The following is a 25,617-nucleotide window of genomic DNA, read 5'->3' as shown; positions in this document are numbered from 1 at the left end:
TCGGCAGGCCGTCGGCCAATCGCGCGGCAGGCGAGCAACCGACCAATCAGCCGAGCGGTCAGCCGGCGACCAACCGCGTGCGAATCTGCTCCGGCCAGGGCGCGTCGGCGGGGCGCAGCGACGCCCAACCGCCAGCGCGCGACGCGACGGCCGCCAGCACGCCCACAGTGATCGATGGATTGTGTATGTCCCCGCGCAAGATAGCGGCGGCCGCGTCAGCAAGGCCGACCCAGCCGCGCGCCATCCCCAATTCCTCTTCGCCGCGCTGGTATCGGTCCGCAACGGGCACCTCGGACAACCCGCGCGCCAGGAACACCCGTATCGGTTCCGTGGAACCACCGGGCGAGGTGTACATATCGACTAGGACATGCCACATATCGGCGGATACGTCAGCCTCTTCCATGAGCTCGCGGCGGGCGGCGGCGAGCGGATCCTCGCCGGGGTGATCCATCAGCCCGGCGGGAATCTCCCACAGCTTTCGCTGCGCGGGGTGCCGATACTGCTGGATGACAAGCATCCGGTCCTGCTCATCTAACGCGACGATCGCCACGGCGCCCGGGTGGTCGACAACGTCGCGGCGCACGCGCCCGCCCTCACCCAGATCGATCACGTCGCTCACCAGGTTCCAAACGTGCCCGCGATAAATCAGGTCGCGCTCCAAGACAGGTGCGTGATGGACCTCGTCCCTTAAATCGGCGGTTCCCCCACCAACCAAGTCAACGCTTGCGCTCACAGCTGTTCATCCGCCAGCGACTCGACCTCATCGTCGTCAAGCAGCAGCCCCTGACCATCCAGCGCCGCCTTGATTAGGCCCGCGAACAACGGGTGCGCATGCGTGGGGCGAGACTTGAACTCGGGGTGCGCCTGGGTCGCGACGTAGTAGGGGTGGACGCTGTGCGGGAGCTCGATAAACTCCACGAGATCGCCGTCCGGCGAGGTCCCACAAATGCTCAGCCCCGCCGCGGTCAGGTCGGCGCGGAAGTTGTTGTTCACTTCGTAGCGGTGGCGGTGGCGCTCGGAAACCGTCGTGGATCCGTAGGTCTTGGCCACCACCGAATCCGCCGCCAGCACCGCGTCGTACGCCCCGAGGCGCATGGTGCCCCCCAGGTCGCCTTCCCCATCAACGATCTGTAGTTGTTCCTCCATCGTGGCAATGACCGGATACTTCGTATCCGGATCAAATTCAGAGGACGAGGCCCCCTCTAGCCCGAGAACGTTTCTTGCATATTCCATGACCATCACTTGCATACCCAGGCAGATGCCCAGCGTTGGAATGTTGTTCTCGCGCGCCCAGCGGGCCGCCCCAATCTTGCCGTCCACACCGCGCACGCCAAAACCACCGGGAATCAAGATCGCATCGACGCCACCCAACGTAGCCTGTGCGCCGGAAAGGGTCTGGCATTCGTCCGACGGCACCCACCGAATGTTGACTTTGGTGTTGTGCGCGAATCCGCCTGCCCGCAGCGCCTCGGTGACCGAAAGGTATGCATCGGGCAGATCGATGTACTTTCCCACGAGCGCGACTTCGACGGTTCGTTCGGGGAAATGCACGCGCTCTAGCAGTTGCCGCCAGCCATCCCAATCGACGTCGTGGAAGGGCAGATCCAAGCGCCGCACTACGTACGCATCGAGGCCCTCCGCGTGCAGGACGCGGGGAATGTCGTAGATGCTCGGGGCATCCTTGGCCGTCACGACGGCCTCTTGATCGACGTCGCACATCAGCGCGATCTTATTCTTCGTGGATTCGGGAACGTCCCGGTCGGCGCGCAGGACAATCGCATCCGGCTGGATGCCGATGGACCTCAGCGCCGCGACCGAGTGCTGGGTCGGCTTCGTCTTCAATTCTCCCGAGGGGCCGATGTACGGGACCAGCGAAACGTGCAGGAAGAACACGTTTTCGCGCCCCAGCTCGTGACGGACCTGCCGCGCGGCTTCCAGGAACGGCTGCGACTCGATGTCACCGACGGTTCCGCCGATCTCGGTGACGATGACGTCAACGTCGCCGCCCGCCTGCGCGCGCATTCTTTCCTTGATCGCATCGGTGATGTGCGGGATGACCTGGACGGTGTCACCCAGGTACTCTCCTCGCCGTTCCTTGGCGATCACGTTGGAATAGACCTGCCCGGTGGTCACGTTGGCCGAAGCGCCGAGGTTGACGTTCAAGAACCGCTCGTAGTGACCGATATCCAGGTCGGTTTCGGCGCCGTCGTCGGTGACGAACACCTCCCCGTGCTGGAACGGGTTCATTGTCCCGGGATCGACGTTGAGATAGGGGTCGAGCTTCTGCATGGTCACGCGCAGGCCACGCGACCGAAGCAGGCGGCCGAGCGAGGAGGCAGTCAATCCCTTGCCGAGGGACGAGGCAACGCCGCCCGTGACGAAAACCTGGCGAGTGATGTGATCACCGCGGTTTGCTGAGGAAATAACCCGTTGGGTCTGCCCCGGGACTAGGCCCAAGACCTCATCGAGTTTGGTGGACCTGTTAGTGCTTTGCGAGTCGTTAGCCACGGAACTCCACTGTATCAGTTGCGGGAGAACTAAGCGCGGCAGCCCCGCGACTCAGTTCTTTCCCCCACTGTAGACGGAAGCGAGTTGACGGGCCAGATCTGCCGGCCCCGCGAGGCCACGGGACCGCGCAATCGCGCGTGCGCGCAATTCCCGGCGGGTCTCGGGTGAGCGCCACAGGGCGGCAATCATGTCGGCCAGGGCCGCAGGGTCGCCCGGGACAACCAGGCGACCGGCGCCGCCGAGCGTGTACGCGTTGCCTCCGGCCTTCGTCGCGATGATCGGAGCGGCCGCCTGAATCGCTTCCATGAGCGCGATCGATTGCCCCTCCCAGACGGAGGGAACAACCACGAGATCGGCGGCATGGATGATGGTGGGGACATCCATCCGCCGCCCCAGGAACTGCACCTGCTCGCCTACGCCCGCTACGGTCGCGCGTGCCTGCAAATCGTCAAGCAGCGGGCCATCACCGACGATCAACCACTGCCAGGTCTCGCCCAAGCAACCGGCAGCCCGCAGGTGCGCGGCGGCCTCGATCGCCACCGCGAGCCCCTTTTGCGGCGCCAGCCTGGCGACCGTCACGATTGTCGGTCGCGAAAATGGCATTCCCAGGATGTACCGTGCCGCGTCCCTGCGGCGCTCCGCGTCGTGGACCGATGCGGGCGCGGCGGTGTGATCGGACGGCGCGCAAACGACTGCTAGATCGAAAATCGGGTCGCGTCTTCCCCTCAATGTCGCAAGTGCGATGCGCCCCGCTCCCCACAACCGCACGCTGCGAACTAGGTCCGGGCTCACGCACAGCACGGCATCGCAGCGCGCCGCGCACACACCGATGAGCGCCGCGCCGATCGCGCGCACCGTGCGTCCACCCACGGGCCGATTGTGTAGCGTCACGACCAACCGCGCACGCGGCCGGGCGCCGCGCGGTCGGGCCAGCGCACTGAGCGCCCCGGCTCGCGCGCCGTGCGCGTGGATGACATCGAACGACTCGAACGCAGTGCGCAGCGATTCGCGCGCGCGGCGATCCGAAAGCGCCGGGCGTTCGCCGATGTCAAGGACGCGCGTGTCCACATCGGCAGGCAAACCAGCGAGCTTGTCGAGCGTGCTCTGCGGTGCCCACACGGCGGCGCGCGACCCGGCCTCGCTTACCGCACGCACGGCGGCGATAACTTGATCGACGACCCCGCCGCTAGCCACTGCCGCGACGAAAAGCACCCGCTTGTTCATGGGCCATCGTGTCCTTCCGGTTCGCTTCGGAGAAGCACTTTCACGTCGTCTCGGCACCAAAGGGCGATCACCGCAGCCGCCGCGACGCCGATGACCGACGCGTACAGCGCGGACCACATCAGCCCCGAAGTAATCGACAATGAGGCGGCCGACGGGCCACACAACCGCGCCAGCGCCGCGAGGGTCCCGGTGACCGCGACTACGGTAAGTATCCCACGCCACGAACCCGCGAACATGGGCGAGCCAAGCAAGCGGCGGACCATGCCGCCTAGAACAATGGCACCCACGACCTGGCCGGCGGCGGTTGCCATGGCCACCCGAGTCAAGACGTCCGCGGCGCCACCCGCCGACGCTCCCTCGGCTCCGCCCACGACGCCGGCAACGACCACCAAGCATCCCGCCGCCGCCCACCCGGATGCGGTGCCGATGCCGCTGGCACGTGTCCGATGCGCGGCCAGTAACACCCGGCCAAGATAGAAGTTGAGGGCCAAAGGAACCAGGCTGATCCCCGACCAGGCCACGGCTTGCGACATCCCGGCAACTCCCCCGCGGGTGAATCCGAAGAAGGCCTGCACGGGTTCGGCGGCGGCGACCATGGTCGTCGCGCCCACGACGGCGATCGCAGCGATCATGCGCAGGCCCGCCGCGCCGGCAAGGGCGAACTCGTCGCGATCTTTCCCCGCCCAAGAGCGGGAAAGCGCGGGGAAGGCAGCGGTGGCAACGGGGACGATCAGGACCCCGTAGACGACCATGATCACCGCCTGTGCGTACTGCCAGGTCGGGTACGCGCCGGCAATCCCCGCGGCGTTGAGCACGACCATCGTCACGACCACCGCGCACTGTTGGAATAGAAGTCCGGCCAGCCCCGCAGCGGCGAACTTCGCCAACCGGCGCCGATCGGTGGCGCTCAGCCGCCACCGCGGGCGCAACGATATCCCGGCTGCGCGCACAGGAATGAGCAGCGGCAGGCTCAGCGCGGCCACCCCAGCGGTGGTCCCCCACGCCAATACCTGCACAGCCGCGTGCGGAACCACACCGACGTTCCCCTGGGTGCCGCCGGCCATGTGCCCAAACAGGACATAGGTGGCGATCACCACCAACGAGGACAGCCCGGGAGCCATGGCGGGCCAGGCAAAGAGCTTCTTCGCCTGCAACGCGCCGGTGAGCACGATGGAAACCCCATACAGGGGCAATTGCACCGAGAACACCCGCAAGAACAGCACCGTGAGCGCGTAGAGGTCCGGGTCGCTAACCCGCGGTATGAGCTGCACGATCCACGGTGCGCCGACCGCCAAGAGGACACCGAGCGCCGCGAGCAGGCACACGGTCCAGGTGAGAATCGCGCTGATCGTCGCATCGAATTTGCGCATCGCCCCAGCGACGATATGCGCGGTGAGCAGCGGCACCAACGCGCCCGCGAGCGCCCCACCAGCTACGACCTCGAAGAGTACGTTGGGGACCAGGTTGGCTGCCGCGTAAGCCTCGGCCACGCCCACGGAGCCGACTTGCCCTGCCTGCGTACCCCAGCGGATAAGCCCCAGGATCCTAACGACCAGCGTCGCGAGCGTCATCGTCAGCGCGCCGCCCGCGATGGACGCAACCAGTGGCCGTTTCCTCACAATGACTTGTCCTGTCGAATTGCTAGCGTGCGCTCGCGCGGCCCAGGGCGTCGATCCACGCCAGTACCGGGTTGGCATCGATCACGGCGCTGAACGAGACCCTTTCACTGGCGAGGTTGAGACCGACCACGACGATGGTGAGGGCAACCTTGACGCCGGTGGGCAGGTGCCGCGCCCAGGTCATTGCGACCGATGCTCCCAGGGCGTTCGCCCCCGCATCGCCCGCCATCGACCGCCCCCGCACATCGTCGACCGCGACAGCGGCGATCGGTCCCAACACCACCAGCGACTGTGCGCCCAGCGGCGCCACCAAAAGTGAGGCTGCCTTCACAGCGCGTCCGGGACGCAAGTCGAAGAGATTGACTAGGTTCGTGGTCGCGGCGATCAGTGCCGTGTCGGTGGCGACGCGGACACAACGGGCGGCCGGGTTCGCCTGCGATCGTGATTTTTCCAGAACGAGCGCCCCGCCCCCCGCGGCGAGCGCTATCCCGACGAGCTTCACGGCGCCCGTGGTGACGGTGCCCGCGCGCAGCGCGCGCAGGTGTCCGCGAAGGCCGCGGGCCCGTTTCGGATCCGGGTCGGCGAAGTCGTCGAGGGCCCCGAGCAGGCCGGCGGCGGCCACGACCGGGGCGCATGCGGCCGCGCCGGGGTCGCGCCGCATGCGCGCGTTGACGGCCTGTGCGGCGGTGAGGGCAACGGCGAGCGCCGGCCCTTCGGCCAGCGTCACCTGCTCTCCGCGATAGTTCTCCCTGCGCAGGGCGCGGGCAAGCGGAGCGCTCGTCCGCGCTCTTTGTGCGATGATCGCCCGGGTTCCCCATGCGCATGCAGCGCCCGTGGCTGCGGCGCCGAGAGCGGCCGCTAGCGTTCGGCCCTTGCTCACGCGGCGAAACCCGCACCGGCGTTGGCCACGCGTTGAGCGGCGTGCTCATTCCACGCGGAGTTTTGCGCGCTTGCCCCGGTGGAAGACGACGACTGCGCCTGAACTATTTGACTCATCCACGCCCGCGATGGTTCCGCAAGCTTGTCCGCGGCGGGACCCTGGTCGGTCGAGTTGGTCGCGTAATGTCCCACGTCGCCCGCCACGGCCGCCGACAGCGCCTGCACGGTAAGTATATTTCCTAGTGCCGAGCCTCCCCCCACCACCGTGGAGACGGTCTTAGCCGTCGATTCGTCCGCGCGAATGGTTGCCACGACGCTGAGCGCCGAAGCGTGCTCTCCGACGACCACCGCGGCCTCCGCGCTGAGCGATATGGCCCGCGCCGTGGTAGCCAGGACACCGTTTTGCGCCTGGATCTCCTTGGTGGCGTCGGAGTCGTTTTCCGCCGTTGCCGAGTCGGGTTCAGCCTGCACAAGAATGTAATCGTCAACCGGTCGTGTGGGCGCCTGGGTGACCTCGATCAGTTCACCCGATACGAGTATGTCGCGCACGAGGGTGGCCTGTGGCGCGAACCCGCTTCCGACCTGGTCCGCGGCCGAGGAGAATGCAACCACGAGCGAACGCGCAAGAATCTCGTCGTAGCCGCCTCCCGTCGATCCCGCCAAGTAGCCCTCGAGGTTTTCCGCATAGGAGTCCCGCGCGTCGGCAAGTTGCGATGAGAACCAACCGTCCTTGAGGACGACCGCCGCATCCACTGTCCCGCCGGCCGCCGTCACCGAGGCGGTGAGCGCATCGCGCTGGTCGGTGGGAAGCTGCCCCACGCTCACAATCGCGACCCGTCGGCCGTTGAGCTGGCCTGCGAGCAGCGTGTCCTGGACGCCGAGCAGGTACGCGGATGCGCCAGCGACGTCGGCGTTGGCCTCGTCCAATTCCTCGCGCATCTGCTGCTTGTCGGTTCGCAATTGGGATACCTGCCCGCTCAGTTGGTCGCCGATGGCTTCTTTGAGCGGTCCCGCGCCCAAGATGACGCCGGTGGCGAGCGCCAAGAAGACTGCGATTAGTGATACCAGGTGGTATCGGAAGTCGATCACGGTGATTCTCCCATTGTGTGGTCAGGGCCTTGGTTGATGTGCATCCGGCAGGCTAGCCACCAGCGAAGATGCTCACGATCCATGACGAGATGTCGTCCAACTGTGCACCGAGCAGTTCCCAAAGAACGCTTCCGGCGCTGGTCGCGGCCAGGGACGCGCCCACTGCGAATAGCCCGGCAAGTACCAAAATGATGATCTGCAGGTTCGAAATGCGGTGGCGGTACAGCCGCGAAACGCCCTTGGCGTCGATCAGTTTGCTGCCGACGCGCAGGCGCGTCAGAAACGTCGAGGCCATGCCTGCGCGCCCCTTGTCCAGGAACTCCACCAAGGTCGCGTGCGTTCCAACGGCGACTATCACGTCCGCACCCATGTCGTCCACCAGCAGCATCGCTACGTCCTCGCTCGTGCCGATGGCGGGGAATATGACCGAATCCAATCCCAGGCTCTTGACGCGTTCGAGCCCCGGCGCGCGGCCATCGCGATACGCGTGGACGACAAGTTCCGCACCGCTTCGCAGGGCCGCATCCGAGACCGAATCCATGTCGCCCACGATGAGGTCCGGCTTCCACCCCTGCTCAAGGATCGCATCGGCGCCGCCATCGACACCAACCAGGACGGGGCGGTATTCCTTCACGTACGACTGGAGCGCAATCAAATCTTCGCGGTAGTGATACCCGCGAACCACGATGAGCGCATGCCTGTCCTTGATTGGGGTGCGCACCTGCGGCACGCCCACGCCCTCGAACAGCAGGTGGCGTTCCTTTTCGAGGTACTCCATTGTGTTCGCCGCAAACAGTTCGAGTTGCGTCGATAAACCATCGCGAGCCCCCGCCAACTTGTCCGCAATCGAATCCTCGTCTTGGATTTCGCCTTCAGCGACGAGTTCCCCGTTGACCGTCACCGCGTTTGCGTCGATGGTCACCGTCGCCCCCTCGCGGATATTCATGACGTCCCCACCAAGATTATCGATAAGCGGGATGCCTGCCTCGACGATGATGGAGGGACCGAGATTCGGGTACCTGCCCGAAATCGACTTCGCGGCGTTGAGCACGGCCGCCGGATGCGCCGCCACCAGCCCTTCGGCCGCAACCCTATCTATGTCGACATGGTCGATGATCGCAACGTCGCCGGGCTTGAGCCGGCGCACGAGGTCCTTTGTGCGGCCGTCGACCCGCGCGGCACCGTTCTTTCCGTGCGGCAATGATGCTTGAGCCGCCTTGCGCCGAGTCCAGTTCACTCGCGCAATTCTTCCACGCGAGCGCTGGAAAGTAGCTCAGCGGCGTGCGCCCTGGCCACATCCGATTCTTTCTCCCCGGATAGCATCCGGGCGATCTCTGTGACGCGATCGTCTTTGGTGATGTGGCGAACCGAAGTCGTCACGGAAGACTTGTTCTCGGACTTTTCGACGACCAAATGGGTGTCGGCAAACACCGCGACCTGCGCCAGGTGCGTTATGACGATGACCTGATGGAACTTGGCCAGTTGCGCGAGCCTACGGCCGATGCTGGTGGCAGTCTTGCCACCGACCCCGGCGTCGATCTCGTCAAAAACAAGGGTGGTGCGTCGCTTCGGCGGCTGGTCCTTCTTGCGTCGCAGATTTGCTGCGGGGCCGGTAGTTGCCGCCGCGACCTCGATGGCAAGCATCACCCTGGAAAGCTCCCCGCCGGACGCGGCCACGGACAACGGTCGCAGCGGCGCCTGGTGATGAGCGGCAAAGAGGATTTCGACCTCGTCGGCCCCGTGCCGATGAAATTCCTCGGTTTCGGTGACAGAAATCGTAAAGACCGCGTGCGGCAGGGACAGTGCGCCAAGCTCCGCGGTGACATTCTTCGACAGGCGGGCGGCAGCATCGGTACGGATGCGGCGCAGGTCTGCCGCCGCATCCTGCAGGATCGCGGTGAGTTCATCGCGTCGGCGCCGCAAAACGGCCACCCTCTCGCCGTCGTCGCCCACGTCCGCGAGGCGCGCGACCGCCGACTGCGCCCAGGAAAGGACGTGGGCGATGTCCTCGCCGTAGGTGCGGGTCAGTTTGGCAAGCTCGGCGCGGCGTTCTTCGACCTGCTCGAGGCGCGCCGGGTCTGCCTCCAACGAATCTATGTACCGCGTGAGATCGGAACCGATATCCGCGATGGCGAAGGTGAGGTCAGTGAGTCGCTTTTGCAGAGCGTCGAGTTCCCTGTCGTCGCGTCCCCCGCGTGCGAGCGACTCACCGGCTGCCTGCAGTCGGCCAATCGCCCCGGTGTCGTCCAGATCGTTGCCCTGGAGCGCCAGCAGGGCACCCGATGCCGCGATGCGCAGATCCTCGACGTTTGCTAGCCGATTCGCCAATTCCGCCAGGTGTTGGTCTTCGCCGGGCTGCGGATCGATTCGTTCAATGAGTTCCAGGCCGAAGCGAAGCATGTCTGCCTCGCGCGCGCGTTCGTCGGCGTGCGCGACCACTTCGGCTAACTCGGCATCGATGCGATTACGTTCCTCCCAGGCGTCCGTGTACCTGTTCATCGGCGCGAGCAGGGCGTTCGCGGCGAAGTCATCAATCGTGCGTCGCTGCGTCACCGCATCGCGAAGGCGCAACTGATCGGATTGCCCGTGAACCGCCAACTCGTTGTCAACTACTTGCGCGATCACGGCCCGCGGCACGCTACGTCCGCCCACGAGGTAGCGCGATCTACCGGATTCCTTCAGTTGCCTAACTATCAGAGCGGAACCGTCTTCTTCGCACCGGCCCCCGGCTTCCTCAACGCGGGTGGCTGCCTGCGGATCCGCCATTTCAATGTCGCACTCGACAACGATTTCCTTGGCTCCCGCACGGATCAGTCCGGTGTCGATACGCGCGCCTCGGATCAGGTCGATGCCGCGCAGCAGCATCGTCTTGCCAGCACCGGTTTCTCCGGTGATAACGGTCAGATTCGGGCCGGGTTCGAGGCTAGCATCCGCGATCACACCCAGATCCACGATCCTGAGCTCGCGGATCATGCGTTCTCACCTGAGTTGCTGTCCCGGTGCTGCCCCCGCCACCCGGTGACAGGAAGCGAAAACTTGTTGACGAGGCGATCCGCGAAAGCGGCCGTCGATAGCCGCGCCATGTAAATCTTGTGCTCCGACACCTTGGTTTCGATACGCGTGCGCGGCGCAAGGTCGAGGGTTCTTCTCCCGTCCATTGTGATGATCGCGTTGCTTTGGGCGGCCGAAATAATCGTGATGCCAACGGTGGATTGTGGCCCGATGACGAACGGCCGCGAAAACAACGCATGCGCCGCGAGCGGAACGACAAGCACTGCCTCCAGATCTGGCCACAGAACGGGCCCCCCCGCCGAAAAGGCGTGGGCGGTGGATCCGGTAGGCGTCGCGCAGATAATTCCGTCGGTGGCGTACGCGGTCAGGGGCCTGTCATCGACGTCGACCGCAACCTCGATCATGAGGCGCCGGTTCGATTTTTCGATGGTAGCTTCGTTGAGCGCCCAACCGCGATACGTAGGTTCGTCGCCCGGGGTGGAGATCGACACGTCGAGGCACGCGCGTGCCTCGACGGAGAATGCCCCCTCGACAAGGCGTTTTACCGATGAGGCAAGGTCGGTCATCTCGGCCTCTGCCAAGAACCCCATATGCCCTAAGTTGACGCCCAAGATGGGGATCGTGGTCCCCCACGTCAGTTCGGCCGCGCGCAGTATGGTGCCGTCCCCACCCAGCACTATCACCGCGTCAATCTCTGCCATATCGGCGTCTAAGTCCAGCACCGGCTCGATTCCCGAACGCCGCAACTCCAGTACCGTCTGCGCCTCGGCCTGAACGGCCTCGGGCCGTCCGCGGTGGGTGATGACCATCATCTTTCGAGTCATTCTTGGGAAGCTCCTTGTCGTGACGGCGTCTGGTAGGCCGAAGTTGCGGACGGCGACTGCGCGCGATCTGTGTCGGGAAATGCCGCATCCACGAGGGCCATCGCGGTGTCCCGCTCGCGCCCGGATACAGCCCATGAGCCCAGTTCAAATTCAACGAAGTACTCCGCGTTCCCGTTCGCCCCATCGATTGTGCTGCGCGCGATGTTGACCGGATTCATTGCGCTATCAAACGCGCTAGCCAGCACGGATTCGACAGCCCACCTGCGGTCCGCGGCGCGGCGCACAATTCCCCCCGCGCCAAGGGCTTCCTTCCCGACCTCGAACTGCGGCTTGACCAGAGCAACGATTGAGGCGCCCGCAGCGGCCACCGCCGCCAGCCCCGGCAGGATGTATCGCAGTGAGATGAAAGAGACGTCGATGACAATGATGTCCGGGGTCACCACCACCTGAGATTTGTCGAGGAATCGCGCATTGACGCCTTCTAGGACGGTCACCCGCGGGTCCGTCGCGATACGCGGGTCCAATTGCGAATGTCCCACATCCAATGCGACCACGCGGCGCGCGCCGTGTTCCAGCAGAACCTGAGTGAATCCCCCCGTGGATGCACCGATATCGAGGCAATTGCGGTCGTCGACGCGCCCCGCGGCCCGCGGCCGCGATGCAAAATAGCCTGCGAGCTTTTGCGCGGCGCGAGACACCCAGTGGTCGGACCCGGCAGCGACCTCGATCACCGTCTCGGGTGAAACGCTCAGCGACCGCTTGGTGGCAACCTCCCCATCGACCCGAACGTGCCCCTCTTTGACCAGATCCGCGGCTCGCGTGCGCGAGTGCGCTAGGCCCCGCGAGACGATGGCTACGTCGAGCCGCTCGCTACTGCTCACGGCCGGTCTCGCCCTGCAGGATCCGGGTCAAGTCCTCGTAGATCGCCTCATACCGGGGGGCATGGTCCCGAATATCCAGTTTGTCGAACTCGTCGAGGGCCTCGCCAATTGCGGCCCGGGACGTCCGGTCCGATGCGGTCAATGGTCTTCCTATCGTGTCGACGAACGCTTCTGTCTCACACGCTACCGCCACGCGCTGAAAAATGCGGTGTTTTCCACAGGCATGCGAGCCACGCAGCCACCGGTAGCTACCGGGTTGGCCTAATATCGGGAACCGAGGCCGGATCAACGTCGATTCCATGATCGCTGGCGTCCCAAGCAGCGCTGGCGCAGGCGCGAATCAACTCGACCTCCTTGCCAGGAGCCGCCCCCGATACTTCTAGGACGCCGTCAATGACTCGCGCGGCAGACGCACCAAGTTCCCACCAACCGTTGGCGCCTAGCTGTGGTGCGGGGTGCGGTCCAGCCAGTTCGGCAAGGGTGCCGACAATTAAGTGCGGGCGCAGTTCGGGTGGTGCGAGTATGGCTTCGCGCCCAGTCGATACACCCGTGAGCACCAGCAGCCCCAGGTATCCGCCCGACCTAGCCCCGGCCAAGTCAGTGTCGAGGCGGTCGCCAATTACCAGCGGTCGGCGCGCGCCGACCGCCTTAACCGCCATGTCGTACATCGCGGGAGAAGGCTTGCCTGCGGACAGAGGAACCACACCGGTTGCGGACTGAACGGCGCGCACCAACGACCCGTTCCCGGGAGCGAACCCGCGCGCGGTCGGTAAAGACAGGTCAAGGTTGCTCGCGACGTGGGGAACGCCGCTGGCGATAGCGTAGGCCGCCTCGGCCAGGTCTTTCCATCCGAGTTCGGGCCCGAATCCCTGTGCAACAGCCGCCGGCGCGTCGTCGGCGCTGTCGACGACGCGGTACCCGGCCTCGCTGACGGCCACCCGCAAGCCCTCGGCCCCGATTACAAGAATGTTGGAACCCGGTTCGACAACGGTGCCAAGCAATCTGGCGCAGGCCTGCGCGGCCGTGAGTACTTCGTCAGCCCTGGTGGGGATGTCGAGCGAAGAAAGCTGCGCGGCCACGTCCTGCGGTAGGCGCGAGGCGTTGTTCGTGATGAATATCGTCGACGCTCCCTGCTCGCGCAGGTAACCGATGCCGCGTGCCGCATCCTCGACCGGTTCGTGCCCGCGATACGCGACACCGTCAAGGTCGATCAACGCTATGTCGCACACGTCAGCGATTGGCCGATCGATCGCTACCAGGCCGCCGTCAAGGTCGAATTCAGTCCACCGCACGTTTCAGCTACTCCGTCTCGTCGTCTTCCCTGGCCGGGTCTTCGCAGGCTCCGCCCTCATCAGCCGTCCCGGCCGATTGGTCGGCAGGTGCCTCGTCCTCGATTGATACGGGGTCCGGCTCAGCCGCTCCCGCATCGATTTCATCATCATCCGCGGGCACCTCGAAGACGATGATCTCTTCGTCATCTTCCGCTGCGAGCCGATCGAGCTCGAACTTGGCTTCGATTTGCTCGGCTTCGTCGGTGCGGCCCGCGAGACGCAGCAAACCAGCGCGAGCCTCCGCGATTCGCACGGCGTACTGTGTCGGCAGCTTACGTGCGTGCGCAAAATCGCTGAGGATAGCCAGGCCGGCGTCGTACTGCCCCTGGTCGCCACGCGCACCAGCGACCACGATCCCGAGTTCGATCAGCGCGTCCGGGCGCAACCGTCCGGCCTCTTCCGAACCCCAGAGTTTGATCGCGCGATCTGGCATGCCGCGGCCGCGTTCGCTGTCGGCAATGATAGGCAGGTGTTCGACGGAGCCTGAAATTCGTTGGAAAGTGCGCAGCTCGCGGATAGCTTCAGCGTAACGCCCCGTTCGATACGCGGCAATACCGAGCGCCTCACGCGCAATGTCCACCCGCCCCGCTTTCCCCACGGCCGCCTGGGCATGCAGGTACGCGCGTTCGGGATCGATATCGACGAGTGCTCCCGCCGCCGCCAGGTGTGCGCCGACAAATTCTGCGCCCTCCTTGGATAGAGCGCGCAGGCGCTCACGTGCATCACGGTCAAGCATTCGAATAGTAAATTCCGGGTCAAGTTCTGGCCCGCCGAACGATCGTTCCCCGTCCCGACGGTCGAACCCGCGGTTGCTGTCCCGGCGGTCCCCATCGCGGCGGTCGAACCCGCGGTTGCTGTCCCGGCGGTCCCCATCGCGGCGGTCGAACCCGCGGTTGCTGTCCCGGCGGTCCCCATCGCGGCGGTCGAACCCGCGGTTGTTGTCCCTGCGGTCCCCGTCCCGGCGTTCGAACCCGCGACCACCGTCCCGACGCTCTCCATCGCGACGCTCGAACCCACGGTTGTTGTCCCTGCGGTCCCCATCGCGACGCTCGAACCCGCGGCCACCGTCCCGACGTTCCCCATCGCGACGCTCAAACCCACGGTTGCTATCCCGACGTTCCCCATCGCGACGCTCAAACCCGCGGCCACCGTCCCGACGCTCGAACCCGCGGCCACCGTCCCGGCGTTCCCCATCGCGACGCTCGAACCCGCGGTTGTTATCCCGACGCTCTCCATCGCGACGCTCAAACCCGCGGCCACCGTCCCGACGTTCCCCATCGCGACGCTCGAACCCGCGCTTGTTGTCCCTGCGGTCCCCATCGCGACGCTCAAACCCGCGGCCACCGTCCCGACGTTCCCCATCGCGACGCTCGAACCCGCGCTTGTTGTCCCTGCGGTCCCCATCGCGACGCTCAAACCCGCGGCCACCGTCCCGACGTTCCCCATCGCGACGCTCAAACCCACGGTTGCTATCCCGACGTTCCCCATCGCGACGCTCAAACCCGCGGTTGCTATCCCGACGTTCCCCATCGCGACGCTCAAACCCGCGGTTGTTATCCCGACGTTCCCCGTCCCGACGTTCCCCATCGCGACGCTCGAACCCACGGTTGCTATCCCTACGGTCCCCGTCCCGACGGTCGAACCCACGGTTGCTATCCCGACGTTCCCCGTCCCGACGTTCCCCATCGCGACGCTCGAACCCACGGTTGCTATCCCTACGGTCCCCGTCCCGACGGTCGAACCCACGGTTATTATCCCGACGCTCTCCATCGCGGCGCTCGAACCCGCGGCCAACGTCCCGACGTTCCCCGTCCCGACGTTCCCCGTCCCGACGTGATCCGTCACGGCGTCCGCCCTTAGATGAACCGCGATCACGCGATTCATCTCGGTGCTCAAAATTTCTATCTGCCATGTTGGTGCCTGTCGTGGGTGGTGTGTTTTGTTGTGGGATGCGCGAAGGCCCACCAGTGTGTGGTGGGCCTTCGTGTTTGGTTAGTGTTCGGCGGTGTCCTGCTCTCCCACCCCTAGGGGCAGTACCATCGGCGCTGAAGGGCTTAGCTTCCGGGTTCGGAATGGGGCCGGGCGTTTCCCCTTCGCTATGACCGCCGTAACATTTGTCAGAGTGTAGCAAACCATGTTTGTGTTTGGTTTGGTGGTTCTCTGGGAACCGTATAGTGGACGCTTACGTTTGTTTTGTGTTGTGTTGAGGTTGTTGGCTGATTAGTACCGGTCAGCTCCACAGGTCGTTAGTCCCTGCTTCCACGTCCGGCCTATCTACCCAGTGGTCTAGCTGGGTGCCTTCCACCATTACTGGTGTGGAAACCTTATCTTGAAGCAGGCTTCCCGCTTAGATGCTTTCAGCGGTTATCCCTTCCGAACGTAGCTAACCAGCCGTGCCACTGGCGTGACAACTGGCATACCAGAGGTTCGTCCGTCCCGGTCCTCTCGTACTAGGGACAGCCCTTCTCAAGTTTCCTACGCGCGCAGCGGATAGGGACCGAACTGTCTCACGACGTTCTAAACCCAGCTCGCGTACCGCTTTAATGGGCGAACAGCCCAACCCTTGGGACCTACTCCAGCCCCAGGATGCGACGAGCCGACATCGAGGTGCCAAACCATGCCGTCGATATGGACTCTTGGGCAAGATCAGCCTGTTATCCCCGGGGTACCTTTTATCCGTTGAGCGACCACGCTTCCACTTGCCGTGGCCGGATCACTAGTTCCGACTTTCGTCCCTGCTCGACCTGTCAGTCTCACAGTCAAGCTCCCTTGTGCACTTACACTCAACACCTGATTGCCAACCAGGCTGAGGGAACCTTTGAGCGCCTCCGTTACTCTTTGGGAGGCAACCGCCCCAGTTAAACTACCCACCAGGCACTGTCCCTGAACCAGATCATGGTCCGAGGTTAGGAGCCCAGCCCGATCAGAGTGGTATTTCAACATTGACTCCACAACCACTGGCGTGGCCGCTTCATAGTCTCCCACCTATCCTACACAAACCGGACCGAACACCAATACCAAGCTATAGTAAAGGTCCCGGGGTCTTTCCGTCCTGCTGCGCGTAACGAGCATCTTTACTCGTAATGCAATTTCGCCGAGTTCGTGGTTGAGACAGTAGAGAAGTCGTTACGCCATTCGTGCAGGTCGGAACTTACCCGACAAGGAATTTCGCTACCTTAGGATGGTTATAGTTACCACCGCCGTTTACTGGGGCTTAAATTCTCAGCTTCGCTCTCAAGAGAGCTAACCGGTCCTCTTAACCTTCCAGCACCGGGCAGGCGTCAGTCCGTATACATCGTCTTGCGACTTCGCACGGACCTGTGTTTTTAGTAAACAGTCGCTTCTCCCTGGTCTCTGCGGCCCTTACCCGCTTCCCACCGCATGGATGGTAACGGTCCGGGCCCCCCTTCTCCCGAAGTTACGGGGGCATTTTGCCGAGTTCCTTAACCACGATTCTCTCGATCGCCTTAGTATTCTCTACCTGACCACCTGTGTCGGTTTAGGGTACGGGCGGCTAGAACCTCACGTCGCGGCTTTTCTAGGCAGCATAGGATCACCCGCTTCACCCCCCAATGGGGCTCCCCATCAGTTCTCAGGCACATGAATGGCGGATTTGCCTACCATTCGCCCTACAACCTTAGACCTGGTCAACCATCGCCAGGCACGGACTACCTTCCTGCGTCACCACTGTTAACACGTTTACCTACTACAAGTTCAGTTCCCAGCCCACCACAACAAGAACAACCCCGAAGGGAAGTACCTGACGCGGTGAGGTGGTTAGTATCACAAGCCTTGGTATGGGCGGTTCTTCGCCGGTAGCAGAATATCAACTGCTTGTCCATCGACTACGCCTGTCGGCCTCGCCTTAGGTCCCGACTTACCCAGGGAAGATTAGCTTGACCCTGGAACCCTTGGTCATCCGGCGGACGGGTTTCTCACCCGTCTTTCGCTACTCATGCCTGCATTCTCACTCGTGTAGGCTCCACCACTGGGTTACCCCGCAGCTTCACTGCCCACACGACGCTCCCCTACCCATCCACGCACCTGGACCACAAAGGCCTAGCATACGCGTGAATGTCACGGCTTCGGCGGTGTACTTGAGCCCCGCTACATTATCGGCGCGGAATCACTTGACCAGTGAGCTATTACGCACTCTTTCAAGGGTGGCTGCTTCTAAGCCAACCTCCTGGTTGTCTATGCAACTCCACATCCTTTCCCACTTAGCACACGCTTAGGGGCCTTAGCCGGTGATCTGGGCTGTTTCCCTCTCGACTACGAAGCTTATCCCCCGCAGTCTCACTGCCACGTTCTCACTTACCGGCATTCGGAGTTTGGCTGACGTCAGTAACCTGGTGAGGCCCATTAGCCATCCAGTAGCTCTACCTCCGGTAAGAAACACGTGACGCTGCACCTAAATGCATTTCGGGGAGAACCAGCTATCACGGAGTTTGATTGGCCTTTCACCCCTATCCACAGGTCATCCCCCCAGTTTTCAACCTAGGTGGGTTCGGTCCTCCACGCGGTCTTACCCGCGCTTCAACCTGCCCATGGATAGATCACTCCGCTTCGGGTCTAGACCCAGCGACTATAACGCCCTATTCGGACTCGCTTTCGCTACGGCTTCCCCACACGGGTTAACCTCGCCACTGAGCACTAACTCGCAGGCTCATTCTTCAAAAGGCACGCCGTCACCCCAACTAAGAAGGCTCCGACGGATTGTAAGCACACGGTTTCAGGTACTATTTCACTCCCCTCCCGGGGTACTTTTCACCTTTCCCTCACGGTACTAGTCCGCTATCGGTCACTAGGTAGTATTTAGGCTTACACAGTGGTCTGTGCAGATTCACACCAGATTTCACGGGCCCGGTGCTACTTGGGATCCTCAAAAGGAGGCCATGAGATTTCGTTTACGGGACTACCACCCTCTATGGTCGGCCTTTCAATACCGTTCAACTATCAACACGACTTTCTCACTCCACGGGTAACTGTCAGATCACCCAATCAAGTCCCACAACCCCACACACGCAACGCCTGACAACTTGACACGCGCATGGTTTGGCCTGATCCGCTTTCGCTCGCCACTACTCACGGAATATCTCTTCCTGCCGGTACTGAGATGTTTCACTTCCCGACGTTCCCTCCACTTACCCTATATATTCAGGTAAGGGTAACTAGGCATAACCCTAGCTGGGTTCCCCCATTCGGACACCCTCGGATCACAGTTCGTTTGCCAACTCCCCGAGGCTTATCGCAGGCTACAACGTCCTTCATCGGCTCCTAGTGCCAAGGCATCCACCCTGTGCTCTTAAAAACTTCAACAAAACCAAGAAAACAACAACAAAACATGTCATCAAACTCGATCACACAAAAACAAGATGCTCGCGTCCACTATACAGTTCTCAAACAACCAACGAACCAACCAGCCCCACCCCCAAAAACAAAGGAAGCAAGACCAACACGCCGCCAAGAAACAACCACACGTGATTGCCTCAGGACCCAATAGTGTGTCCACACCACCACCACACCACCCAAGCACCCTCCACAACCCCCACCAAAATGAGGACCGGTACTAGAAACTCGAACAACGCGATAACAGCAATAGTTGATGTTCCACCCAATGAGCAACTACCCCGGCACACACTCGGCACCGAAAGATAGCCACCACCCCAAAAACCGGGGCGATCAAAAGCTCCTTAGAAAGGAGGTGATCCAGCCGCACCTTCCGGTACGGCTACCTTGTTACGACTTAGTCCCAATCGCCAGTCCCACCTTCGACGGCTCCCCCCACAAGGGTTAGGCCACCGGCTTCGGGTGTTACCGACTTTCGTGACTTGACGGGCGGTGTGTACAAGGCCCGGGAACGTATTCACCGCAGCGTTGCTGATCTGCGATTACTAGCGACTCCGACTTCATGGGGTCGAGTTGCAGACCCCAATCCGAACTGAGACCGGCTTTTTCCGATTCGCTCCCCCTCACGAGATCGCAACGGTTTGTACCGGCCATTGTAGCATGCGTGAAGCCCAAGACATAAGGGGCATGATGATTTGACGTCATCCCCACCTTCCTCCGAGTTGACCCCGGCAGTCTCCCATGAGTCCCCGGCATAACCCGCTGGCAACATAGGACAAGGGTTGCGCTCGTTGCGGGACTTAACCCAACATCTCACGACACGAGCTGACGACAACCATGCACCACCTGTACACCAGTCCGAAGACGCACCCATCTCTGAGCGATTCCGGTGTATGTCAAGCCTTGGTAAGGTTCTTCGCGTTGCATCGAATTAATCCGCATGCTCCGCCGCTTGTGCGGGCCCCCGTCAATTCCTTTGAGTTTTAGCCTTGCGGCCGTACTCCCCAGGCGGGGCACTTAATGCGTTAGCTACGGCGCAGAACTCGTGGAAAGAGCCCCACACCTAGTGCCCAACGTTTACGGCATGGACTACCAGGGTATCTAATCCTGTTCGCTCCCCATGCTTTCGCTCCTCAGCGTCAGTAGCGGCCCAGAGACCTGCCTTCGCCATCGGTGTTCCTCCTGATATCTGCGCATTCCACCGCTACACCAGGAATTCCAGTCTCCCCTACCGCACTCTAGTCTGCCCGTACCCAATGCAAGCTCACGGTTGAGCCGTGAGATTTCACACCAGACGCGACAAACCACCTACGAGCTCTTTACGCCCAATAATTCCGGACAACGCTTGCGCCCTACGTATTACCGCGGCTGCTGGCACGTAGTTAGCCGGCGCTTCTTCTGCAGGTACCGTCACTTACGCTTCTTCCCTACTGAAAGAGGTTTACAACCCGAAGGCCGTCATCCCTCACGCGGCGTCGCTGCATCAGGGTTTCCCCCATTGTGCAATATTCCCCACTGCTGCCTCCCGTAGGAGTCTGGGCCGTGTCTCAGTCCCAGTGTGGCCGGTCGCCCTCTCAGGCCGGCTACCCGTCGAAGCCTTGGTAGGCCATTACCCCACCAACAAGCTGATAGGCCGCGAGCCCATCTTCCACCGAAAAACTTTCCACCCCCAACCATGCGGAAGAAGGTCATATCTGGTATTAGCAGCCGTTTCCAACTGTTATCCCAAAGTGAAAGGCAGGTTGCTCACGTGTTACTCACCCGTTCGCCACTAATCCAGAAAGCAAGCTTTCCTTCATCGTTCGACTTGCATGTGTTAAGCACGCCGCCAGCGTTCGTCCTGAGCCAGGATCAAACTCTCCGTAAAAAACAAATCGCCACACCCACAGGTGTAACAACAATACGAAGGAACCAAAGCTCCAAAAAACCCAACACCCCAAAAAGAGCGCCAGGACAAACAAAAGACAATCAAACAACCAAACCACCACAAAAGCAGCCCAGCCATCCAACCATCATGGCATCAACTATCAAACACACTATTGAGTTCTCAAACAACCACCACACCCACAACCAACCAGAACCAAACAGTCCCAACCAGCCACGAGGCAACCTAACAACCCTACCCCACCAACCCCACCCAGTCAAACCACCAGGCAAAACCAGCAAGAACCATCCGCACCCACAAGACACGAACAGCTAGCCCATCAACGCAAAAAACACGCCAACAAACCGGTCACATCACCACCAAAAAACGGCCAGAAACCCTGATAAATCAACGTTCCCACCCGCCAACCTCCCGGGGCAACGAGATAAAACAATACACACCCCCAACACAGAACGCAAACCCACCCACCACGCACGTTCGCTGCCCGCAACCGCATCCACGCCGTTCGACTACGGGCCGCGCGTGACCTTGCTCAGCAAGGCACGGCGCGGCATACAGTTCGTTTCGATCCCGTCGGTCTAATTTGCGCCGCTGGGCGCTTCCGGGTTGCCAGGCATGGCGCTATCGACCCCCGCGGCGTTCTCCGAGTTGCGGGGAGATGCGGCCTGCAAGGATCGACTCGCAACCCGGGCCAGTGCGCGAACGGGCGCGGGGCCGAGAACGAGTGCAGGCGCGGCTTCGGGCGTGGGTCATCACGACCACGACGTCGACGCCTGCAAACTCGCGATCGGGAAAGACAAAACACGCAGGTCCATCACAACGGAGCCGAGGGTGGCCGTCGCGACAAAGCGCGCATGGCCGAATGGTGTGGCCGGCGTTGGCCAGCCTGCCCCCTTAGTGAATGCTGACGCCGCAGCTAGCCACCCGTGGCACGCGGAAGCACTCGGGGCGCGCCAACCACCCTAAATAAGTTCTCAGTTGAATCTCACCGCAAATTCAGGTGAATAGTGTCACGAACATCATCACCGAAACGTTTCCGCGCGTTGACGCGCCCCTCAGCGGCGGACTATGGTTTCGTCCAACTCACTGACAACGTTGTCACCCGCTCCGGCGGAATGAGTAGACCGAGAAGGACAATTCCCGTGGCACACTTCACACGCCGTTTTGGTGCGCGCCTCGCAGCCGCCATGACTTCATCAGCACTCCTGGTCACGCTCGTGGCCGCCCCCGCATCCGGATGGGAGGGCATACCCGGCGGATCCTTGTCGGACGGGCGCCCGGGAGTCGGCGCTCTTGCGAACATCATCGACAAGACATACCAATCCCTGTCGGACCGAGTCCGTCCCAGCGGGTACGCTCCGACCTCGGTCAACGGCGGCTACGAAGGGATGTTCGTGCGGGACTCCTCAATACAGGCCATGGCAATGCAATCGGCCGGGGAAACAGACAAAGCCCGCTCAGTCCTGCAATACATCGCCTCATACGGCGCTGTGAAGGGACTCGAACGAGCACCTCGCTACTTGCCGAACGAACAGTTCCAGATCCGAGCAGCCGTCCCAGTGCCAAGCGGAAACCCCGACATTCCGACGCTCCGGTACGAATCCACTGACACAGCCCTTTTCAAACTCAATGCGCCAAGCCATGGCGCGTCGCAGTCGTTTGTCGCAACGGATAACAACATCAGCAAAGCTGAATTCGCTCTACTTAACCTGGGCCCTTCCGAAGCCAAAGTCGCAGTTAGCTTGCGCAGCGCCTACTCGGACGACACTTCGACGGTCGCTGAGTCGGAGGCCAGCGTGGCCCCCAGCGGCTCGGCGCCCTCCTGGGTCTCCTTCAGTTTCCCCGCAGCGGAACACCTCGTGATTGGACGCACCTACTATCTCGTGATCCAAGCCGCAGCGGCAGCGGCCGGCGACGTACAGTATTGGGGTTCAGTTGGCGGCTCGACGGCCTCGTCAAGCTCGCTCAACTTCGACAGCGGCTGGCGTAGCACCCAAGACCGCGGCGCATTCCGCATTTTCACTCCCTCTGGCGGCAGCGTAGAAGGCGCCCAATCTCAACTCGATTTCGATGGGTCGGCGTTTCGAGTCAGTTCCGGCAACCGGGTCGCGCAGCCCTTCACACTCACGGACTCGACGCTTTCATCCGTGGCCCTCCATGCATGGGCAGATGCCGGTGAGACAGGCACGGCCCGCGTCTCAATCCGCACGTCGCGCGATGGCGGCGAGGTGGCCTACGGCATACTCGCCGGTTCCGCACTCGGTACTGAGCCCAACGCCGCCTGGACATCAGTTCCACTAACCGTCACCGACAAGGATTGCGTCACTGCCGGAAGCACCTACTATTTGCATGTCGAATCCACCAATTCATCGGCTCGAATAGCGGTGGATGGATCAAGTCACGTAGTAGCGGCCCCGGGCGCCATGTGGAATTACGAGAACTCGAAGTGGTCCGAATCCAACAAGACACTGGCCTTCGCTATCAATTCCGATGGTCAACAAGCCGAGACTGCACCGAAGCCATCGCACATCGTTGCCCGGGTTGGGCAGGCAGATTCCCTCACCCAGACGCTGGCCGTGGGCTCCCCCCTGAGCGGACTCGACGTGTATCTCGCTAAAGGGACCGGTGCAACCGGAGAGATCCAGGTGACCATCGAGGACGACGCATCATGGTCGCGCACAGCCGTCATCGCTGCAAGCGACCTGACGACCAGCGGTGCGTGGCACCGCGTCGAGTTTCCGACCGTGGGGGTCCGCGGAAACGATCACTACAAGGTCACTATTGCGGCGCCGAAGTCGTCGGCAGGCTCCATCGAGGTGTTCGGCGTTAACCAGGCTGGGCAAGGCGCAGCTATCGAGCTCACATTAGACGCGGCGAGCACCGCCACGACGCAGGATGCCACCATCGCCTTCAACGCGCTCTCCTTGGTGTATGAAGGCGAGAGCATGGAGAACCAGCCTGATGGCAACTACATGTATCTACTCGCGTGGGCGCGTTACATCGAGGCGTTCCCCAACGACGTCGCATTCCGCAACGAGACCTTTCCCATCGTTTCGTCGTGGGCAGACTATTACCTCACCGACGAGTATTGGAACGACTCTATAAACCCGAAGACAGACAAACCGCTGAACCTCTTGTTCAACCCCCTGCTGGAGCATTCCCGCAAGAAGGTGCACTTCCCCGCGTACGACCTCATCACCAACGTCTTTGCTTCTCAGGCACTGCACGATCTTGCCATCGTGGCGCGCGATGTGCCAGGCAAGGAGGCTGCCGCTGCCGATTGGGATGGGTGGTCGAAAAAGATCACCCAGGGCATAGAGGACAACCTGATCGTCACCAGGACGGTCAACGGCGAATCCAAGAAGATCTACCGCGAACTCTACGCGGTCGCGGACGGCGCGAATCCCCAAAAGCTGGGGGCGCTCAGCGCCTATGACGGTTTCACGTGGGTCAACCTCGCGCCGATCGCCGCCGGCTGGTACGACCTCGACCTGCAGATTATGGCGAACACCTACGAGGCCTACCTCGAGGAGGGCTCCTACACGTGGCAAAAGCCGGACGGCGGCGCATGGCAGATGCTCAATGCGTGCTCAAGCGCCGGCCCCGATTCCGGCGGCACCTGCAATGACGCTGCCGAAGTGATTGGCAAGGGGCTCGGCTGGGAGTTCGCGATGATCAAGAAGATCGGGGGCGCCGTCGAGCAGCAGCGCCTCCCCGTTGTCACGGACTTTGTCGTGGCCAAGACTCCCAGCGGCTTGTTGCAGGAATCGTTCTACCCAGATGGCCGCCCTAAGGACGCCGGCAACCAGGAGCAGACCTCGTGGTGGATTTGGGGGGCGCTGGCAGCGTATCCGCGCGCTTCCGTCACCGGCGCAACCCCGACCATCGAGGGCATCCCGGCGCTCGGGCAAACCCTCACCGCTGACTCCGGCGCGTGGGGGCCCAGCGGTGTCAACCTCGCCTATCAGTGGTACGCCGACGGCGTCGCGATCCCAGGTGCCACGTCGTCGAGTCTGGTGATACCGGCCGCGGCCATCGGCAAGCGTGTGAGCATACGCATTGTGGGTTCACTCGCAGGGCACGACCATCTCATCAGGGAGTCGGCCGCGACCGAACCCGTCGGCCCAACCGCTGTCGCCGGATCGATCCCCACTATCGCCGGAACCGCGCAGGTCGGCGAGACTTTGACAGCGGTTGCGGGCACTTGGACGCAGGGTGCGGATCTCGCGTTCCAGTGGTTTGCGGACGAGTCCCCCATCGCCGGGGCGACGTCATCGCAATTGCTGCTGACCGCTAACCACACGGGAAAGAAGATCCGTGTCGAAGTTACCGGCAGCAAGGATGGTTTTACCCCACTCACGCTCCAGTCCACGCAAACGCCCGCCGTCAGCGCACCGCCCACAACCCCTAGCAAGGAGATCAGCGGATCGATCCCCACTATCGCCGGAACCGCGCAGGTCGGCGAGACCCTAACCGCACAGACCGGAAAATGGGCCCCGACCGGTATCACGTTCACCTATCAGTGGTACCAAGACGGGCACGCGGTCAGGGGCGCGACAAGGTCCAGCCTCGTCTTGGCTCCCGGACAGGTCAACAAACGAATTTCCGTTACTGTGACCGGCGTGCTCGCTGGCGCGCGGCCGGTGAGCCGCGAATCGAGCCAGACGGCCAGGGTTGCCAAGGGCAAACTGACATCACGCAAGGTCACCATTCGCGGGAAGGCTCGCGTGGGTAAGAAGGTCAAGGCTGTGACACGAGCGTGGGCACCCAAACCCGTCAAGCTCACCTACCGCTGGTACGCGAATAAGAAACGCATCAAGGGCGCCACAAAGAAGACGCTGCGCATCAAGGCCAAGCAGCACGGCAAGAAGATCACCGTTCGGGTCGTCGGCAAGAAGCCCGGCTACGCCGACATTGTCAGGGTCTCTGCGGCCAAGAAGGCACGCCGGTAACAACTATGAACAAGCATCGAGGTATACCGATGTCCCCTATCCCATCCCTCGCGCGGCGGTACAG

General features: G+C 62.5%; 15 protein-coding genes and 3 rRNA genes. 1 reads left to right on the top strand and 17 read right to left on the bottom strand.

What is annotated here, in order from left to right; genetic code table 11:
- Positions 1-58: 58 nt before the first annotated feature.
- From FB389_RS00890 to FB389_RS00815, 17 genes are all read right to left on the bottom strand, one after another.
- Complete coding sequence (locus FB389_RS00890) at positions 59-733, bottom strand: NUDIX domain-containing protein (protein ID WP_246043452.1); 675 nt, start codon at positions 731-733, stop codon at positions 59-61.
- The gene (locus tag FB389_RS00885; protein ID WP_281282041.1) at positions 730-2,424 is read right to left on the bottom strand and encodes a CTP synthase; all 1,695 of its coding nucleotides are present in this window, start codon (positions 2,422-2,424) and stop codon (positions 730-732) included. The genes FB389_RS00890 and FB389_RS00885 overlap by 4 nt, the downstream gene beginning before the upstream one ends.
- A 135-nt stretch (positions 2,425-2,559) precedes the next feature.
- Positions 2,560-3,732, bottom strand: a complete 1,173-nt coding sequence (locus FB389_RS00880; RefSeq protein WP_142110950.1) for a glycosyltransferase family 4 protein — start codon at positions 3,730-3,732, stop codon at positions 2,560-2,562.
- Positions 3,729-5,351 carry a murein biosynthesis integral membrane protein MurJ gene (gene murJ, locus FB389_RS00875; protein ID WP_170207811.1) on the bottom strand — a complete coding sequence of 541 codons (1,623 nt, stop codon included), beginning with the start codon at positions 5,349-5,351 and terminating at the stop codon, positions 3,729-3,731. The genes FB389_RS00880 and murJ overlap by 4 nt, the downstream gene beginning before the upstream one ends.
- Positions 5,352-5,373: 22 nt before the next feature.
- Complete coding sequence (locus tag FB389_RS00870) at positions 5,374-6,231, bottom strand: hypothetical protein (RefSeq protein WP_142110948.1); 858 nt, start codon at positions 6,229-6,231, stop codon at positions 5,374-5,376.
- Positions 6,228-7,319: a copper transporter gene (locus FB389_RS00865; RefSeq protein WP_170207810.1), complete on the bottom strand. Its 1,092-nt coding sequence runs from the start codon at positions 7,317-7,319 to the stop codon at positions 6,228-6,230. Before FB389_RS00865 ends, FB389_RS00870 begins: the two co-directional genes overlap by 4 nt.
- 52 nt (positions 7,320-7,371) lie before the next feature.
- Entirely contained in the window at positions 7,372-8,556 is a 1,185-nt protein-coding gene (gene steA, locus FB389_RS00860) for a putative cytokinetic ring protein SteA (protein WP_142110946.1), read from the bottom strand.
- Complete coding sequence (recN, locus tag FB389_RS00855) at positions 8,553-10,292, bottom strand: DNA repair protein RecN (RefSeq protein WP_142110945.1); 1,740 nt, start codon at positions 10,290-10,292, stop codon at positions 8,553-8,555. Before recN ends, steA begins: the two co-directional genes overlap by 4 nt.
- Positions 10,289-11,155 carry an NAD kinase gene (locus FB389_RS00850; protein ID WP_142110944.1) on the bottom strand — a complete coding sequence of 289 codons (867 nt, stop codon included), beginning with the start codon at positions 11,153-11,155 and terminating at the stop codon, positions 10,289-10,291. Before FB389_RS00850 ends, recN begins: the two co-directional genes overlap by 4 nt.
- Complete coding sequence (locus tag FB389_RS00845; protein WP_142110943.1) at positions 11,152-12,036, bottom strand: TlyA family RNA methyltransferase; 885 nt, start codon at positions 12,034-12,036, stop codon at positions 11,152-11,154. The genes FB389_RS00850 and FB389_RS00845 overlap by 4 nt, the downstream gene beginning before the upstream one ends.
- Positions 12,026-12,178, bottom strand: coding sequence for a hypothetical protein (locus FB389_RS10360; RefSeq protein ID WP_170207809.1), 153 nt, complete (start codon positions 12,176-12,178; stop codon positions 12,026-12,028). The genes FB389_RS00845 and FB389_RS10360 overlap by 11 nt, the downstream gene beginning before the upstream one ends.
- A 106-nt stretch (positions 12,179-12,284) precedes the next feature.
- Positions 12,285-13,328 carry an HAD-IIA family hydrolase gene (locus FB389_RS00840; protein WP_142110942.1) on the bottom strand — a complete coding sequence of 348 codons (1,044 nt, stop codon included), beginning with the start codon at positions 13,326-13,328 and terminating at the stop codon, positions 12,285-12,287.
- 7 nt (positions 13,329-13,335) lie between these two features.
- The gene (locus tag FB389_RS10635) at positions 13,336-13,800 is read right to left on the bottom strand and encodes a hypothetical protein (RefSeq protein WP_142110941.1); all 465 of its coding nucleotides are present in this window, start codon (positions 13,798-13,800) and stop codon (positions 13,336-13,338) included.
- Positions 13,734-15,212 (bottom strand): beta strand repeat-containing protein, encoded by a 1,479-nt coding sequence (locus FB389_RS10630; RefSeq protein WP_142110940.1) that lies wholly within the window; start codon positions 15,210-15,212, stop codon positions 13,734-13,736. Before FB389_RS10630 ends, FB389_RS10635 begins: the two co-directional genes overlap by 67 nt.
- 152 nt (positions 15,213-15,364) lie before the next feature.
- Positions 15,365-15,477, bottom strand: a 5S ribosomal RNA gene (gene rrf, locus FB389_RS00825).
- Positions 15,478-15,567: 90 nt separating this feature from the next.
- Positions 15,568-18,686, bottom strand: a 23S ribosomal RNA gene (locus FB389_RS00820).
- A 378-nt stretch (positions 18,687-19,064) separates the two neighbouring features.
- Positions 19,065-20,583: ribosomal RNA gene (locus FB389_RS00815) — 16S ribosomal RNA — on the bottom strand.
- Together the 16S, 23S and 5S rRNA genes form the textbook arrangement of a ribosomal RNA operon.
- Positions 20,584-21,788: 1,205 nt before the next feature.
- Between FB389_RS00815 and FB389_RS00810 the strand changes: the two genes are divergently transcribed.
- A complete protein-coding gene (locus FB389_RS00810; RefSeq protein WP_142110939.1) occupies positions 21,789-25,553 on the top strand; it encodes a hypothetical protein in 3,765 nt (1,254 codons plus the stop codon).
- Positions 25,554-25,617: the final 64 nt, after the last annotated feature.

The sequence above is a fragment of the Rarobacter incanus genome (genome assembly GCF_006715765.1).
GTDB lineage: Bacteria > Actinomycetota > Actinomycetes > Actinomycetales > Cellulomonadaceae > Rarobacter > Rarobacter incanus.
Note: the sequence above shows the minus strand (reverse complement) of the source record. Positions and strands in the feature narration are given on the sequence as shown.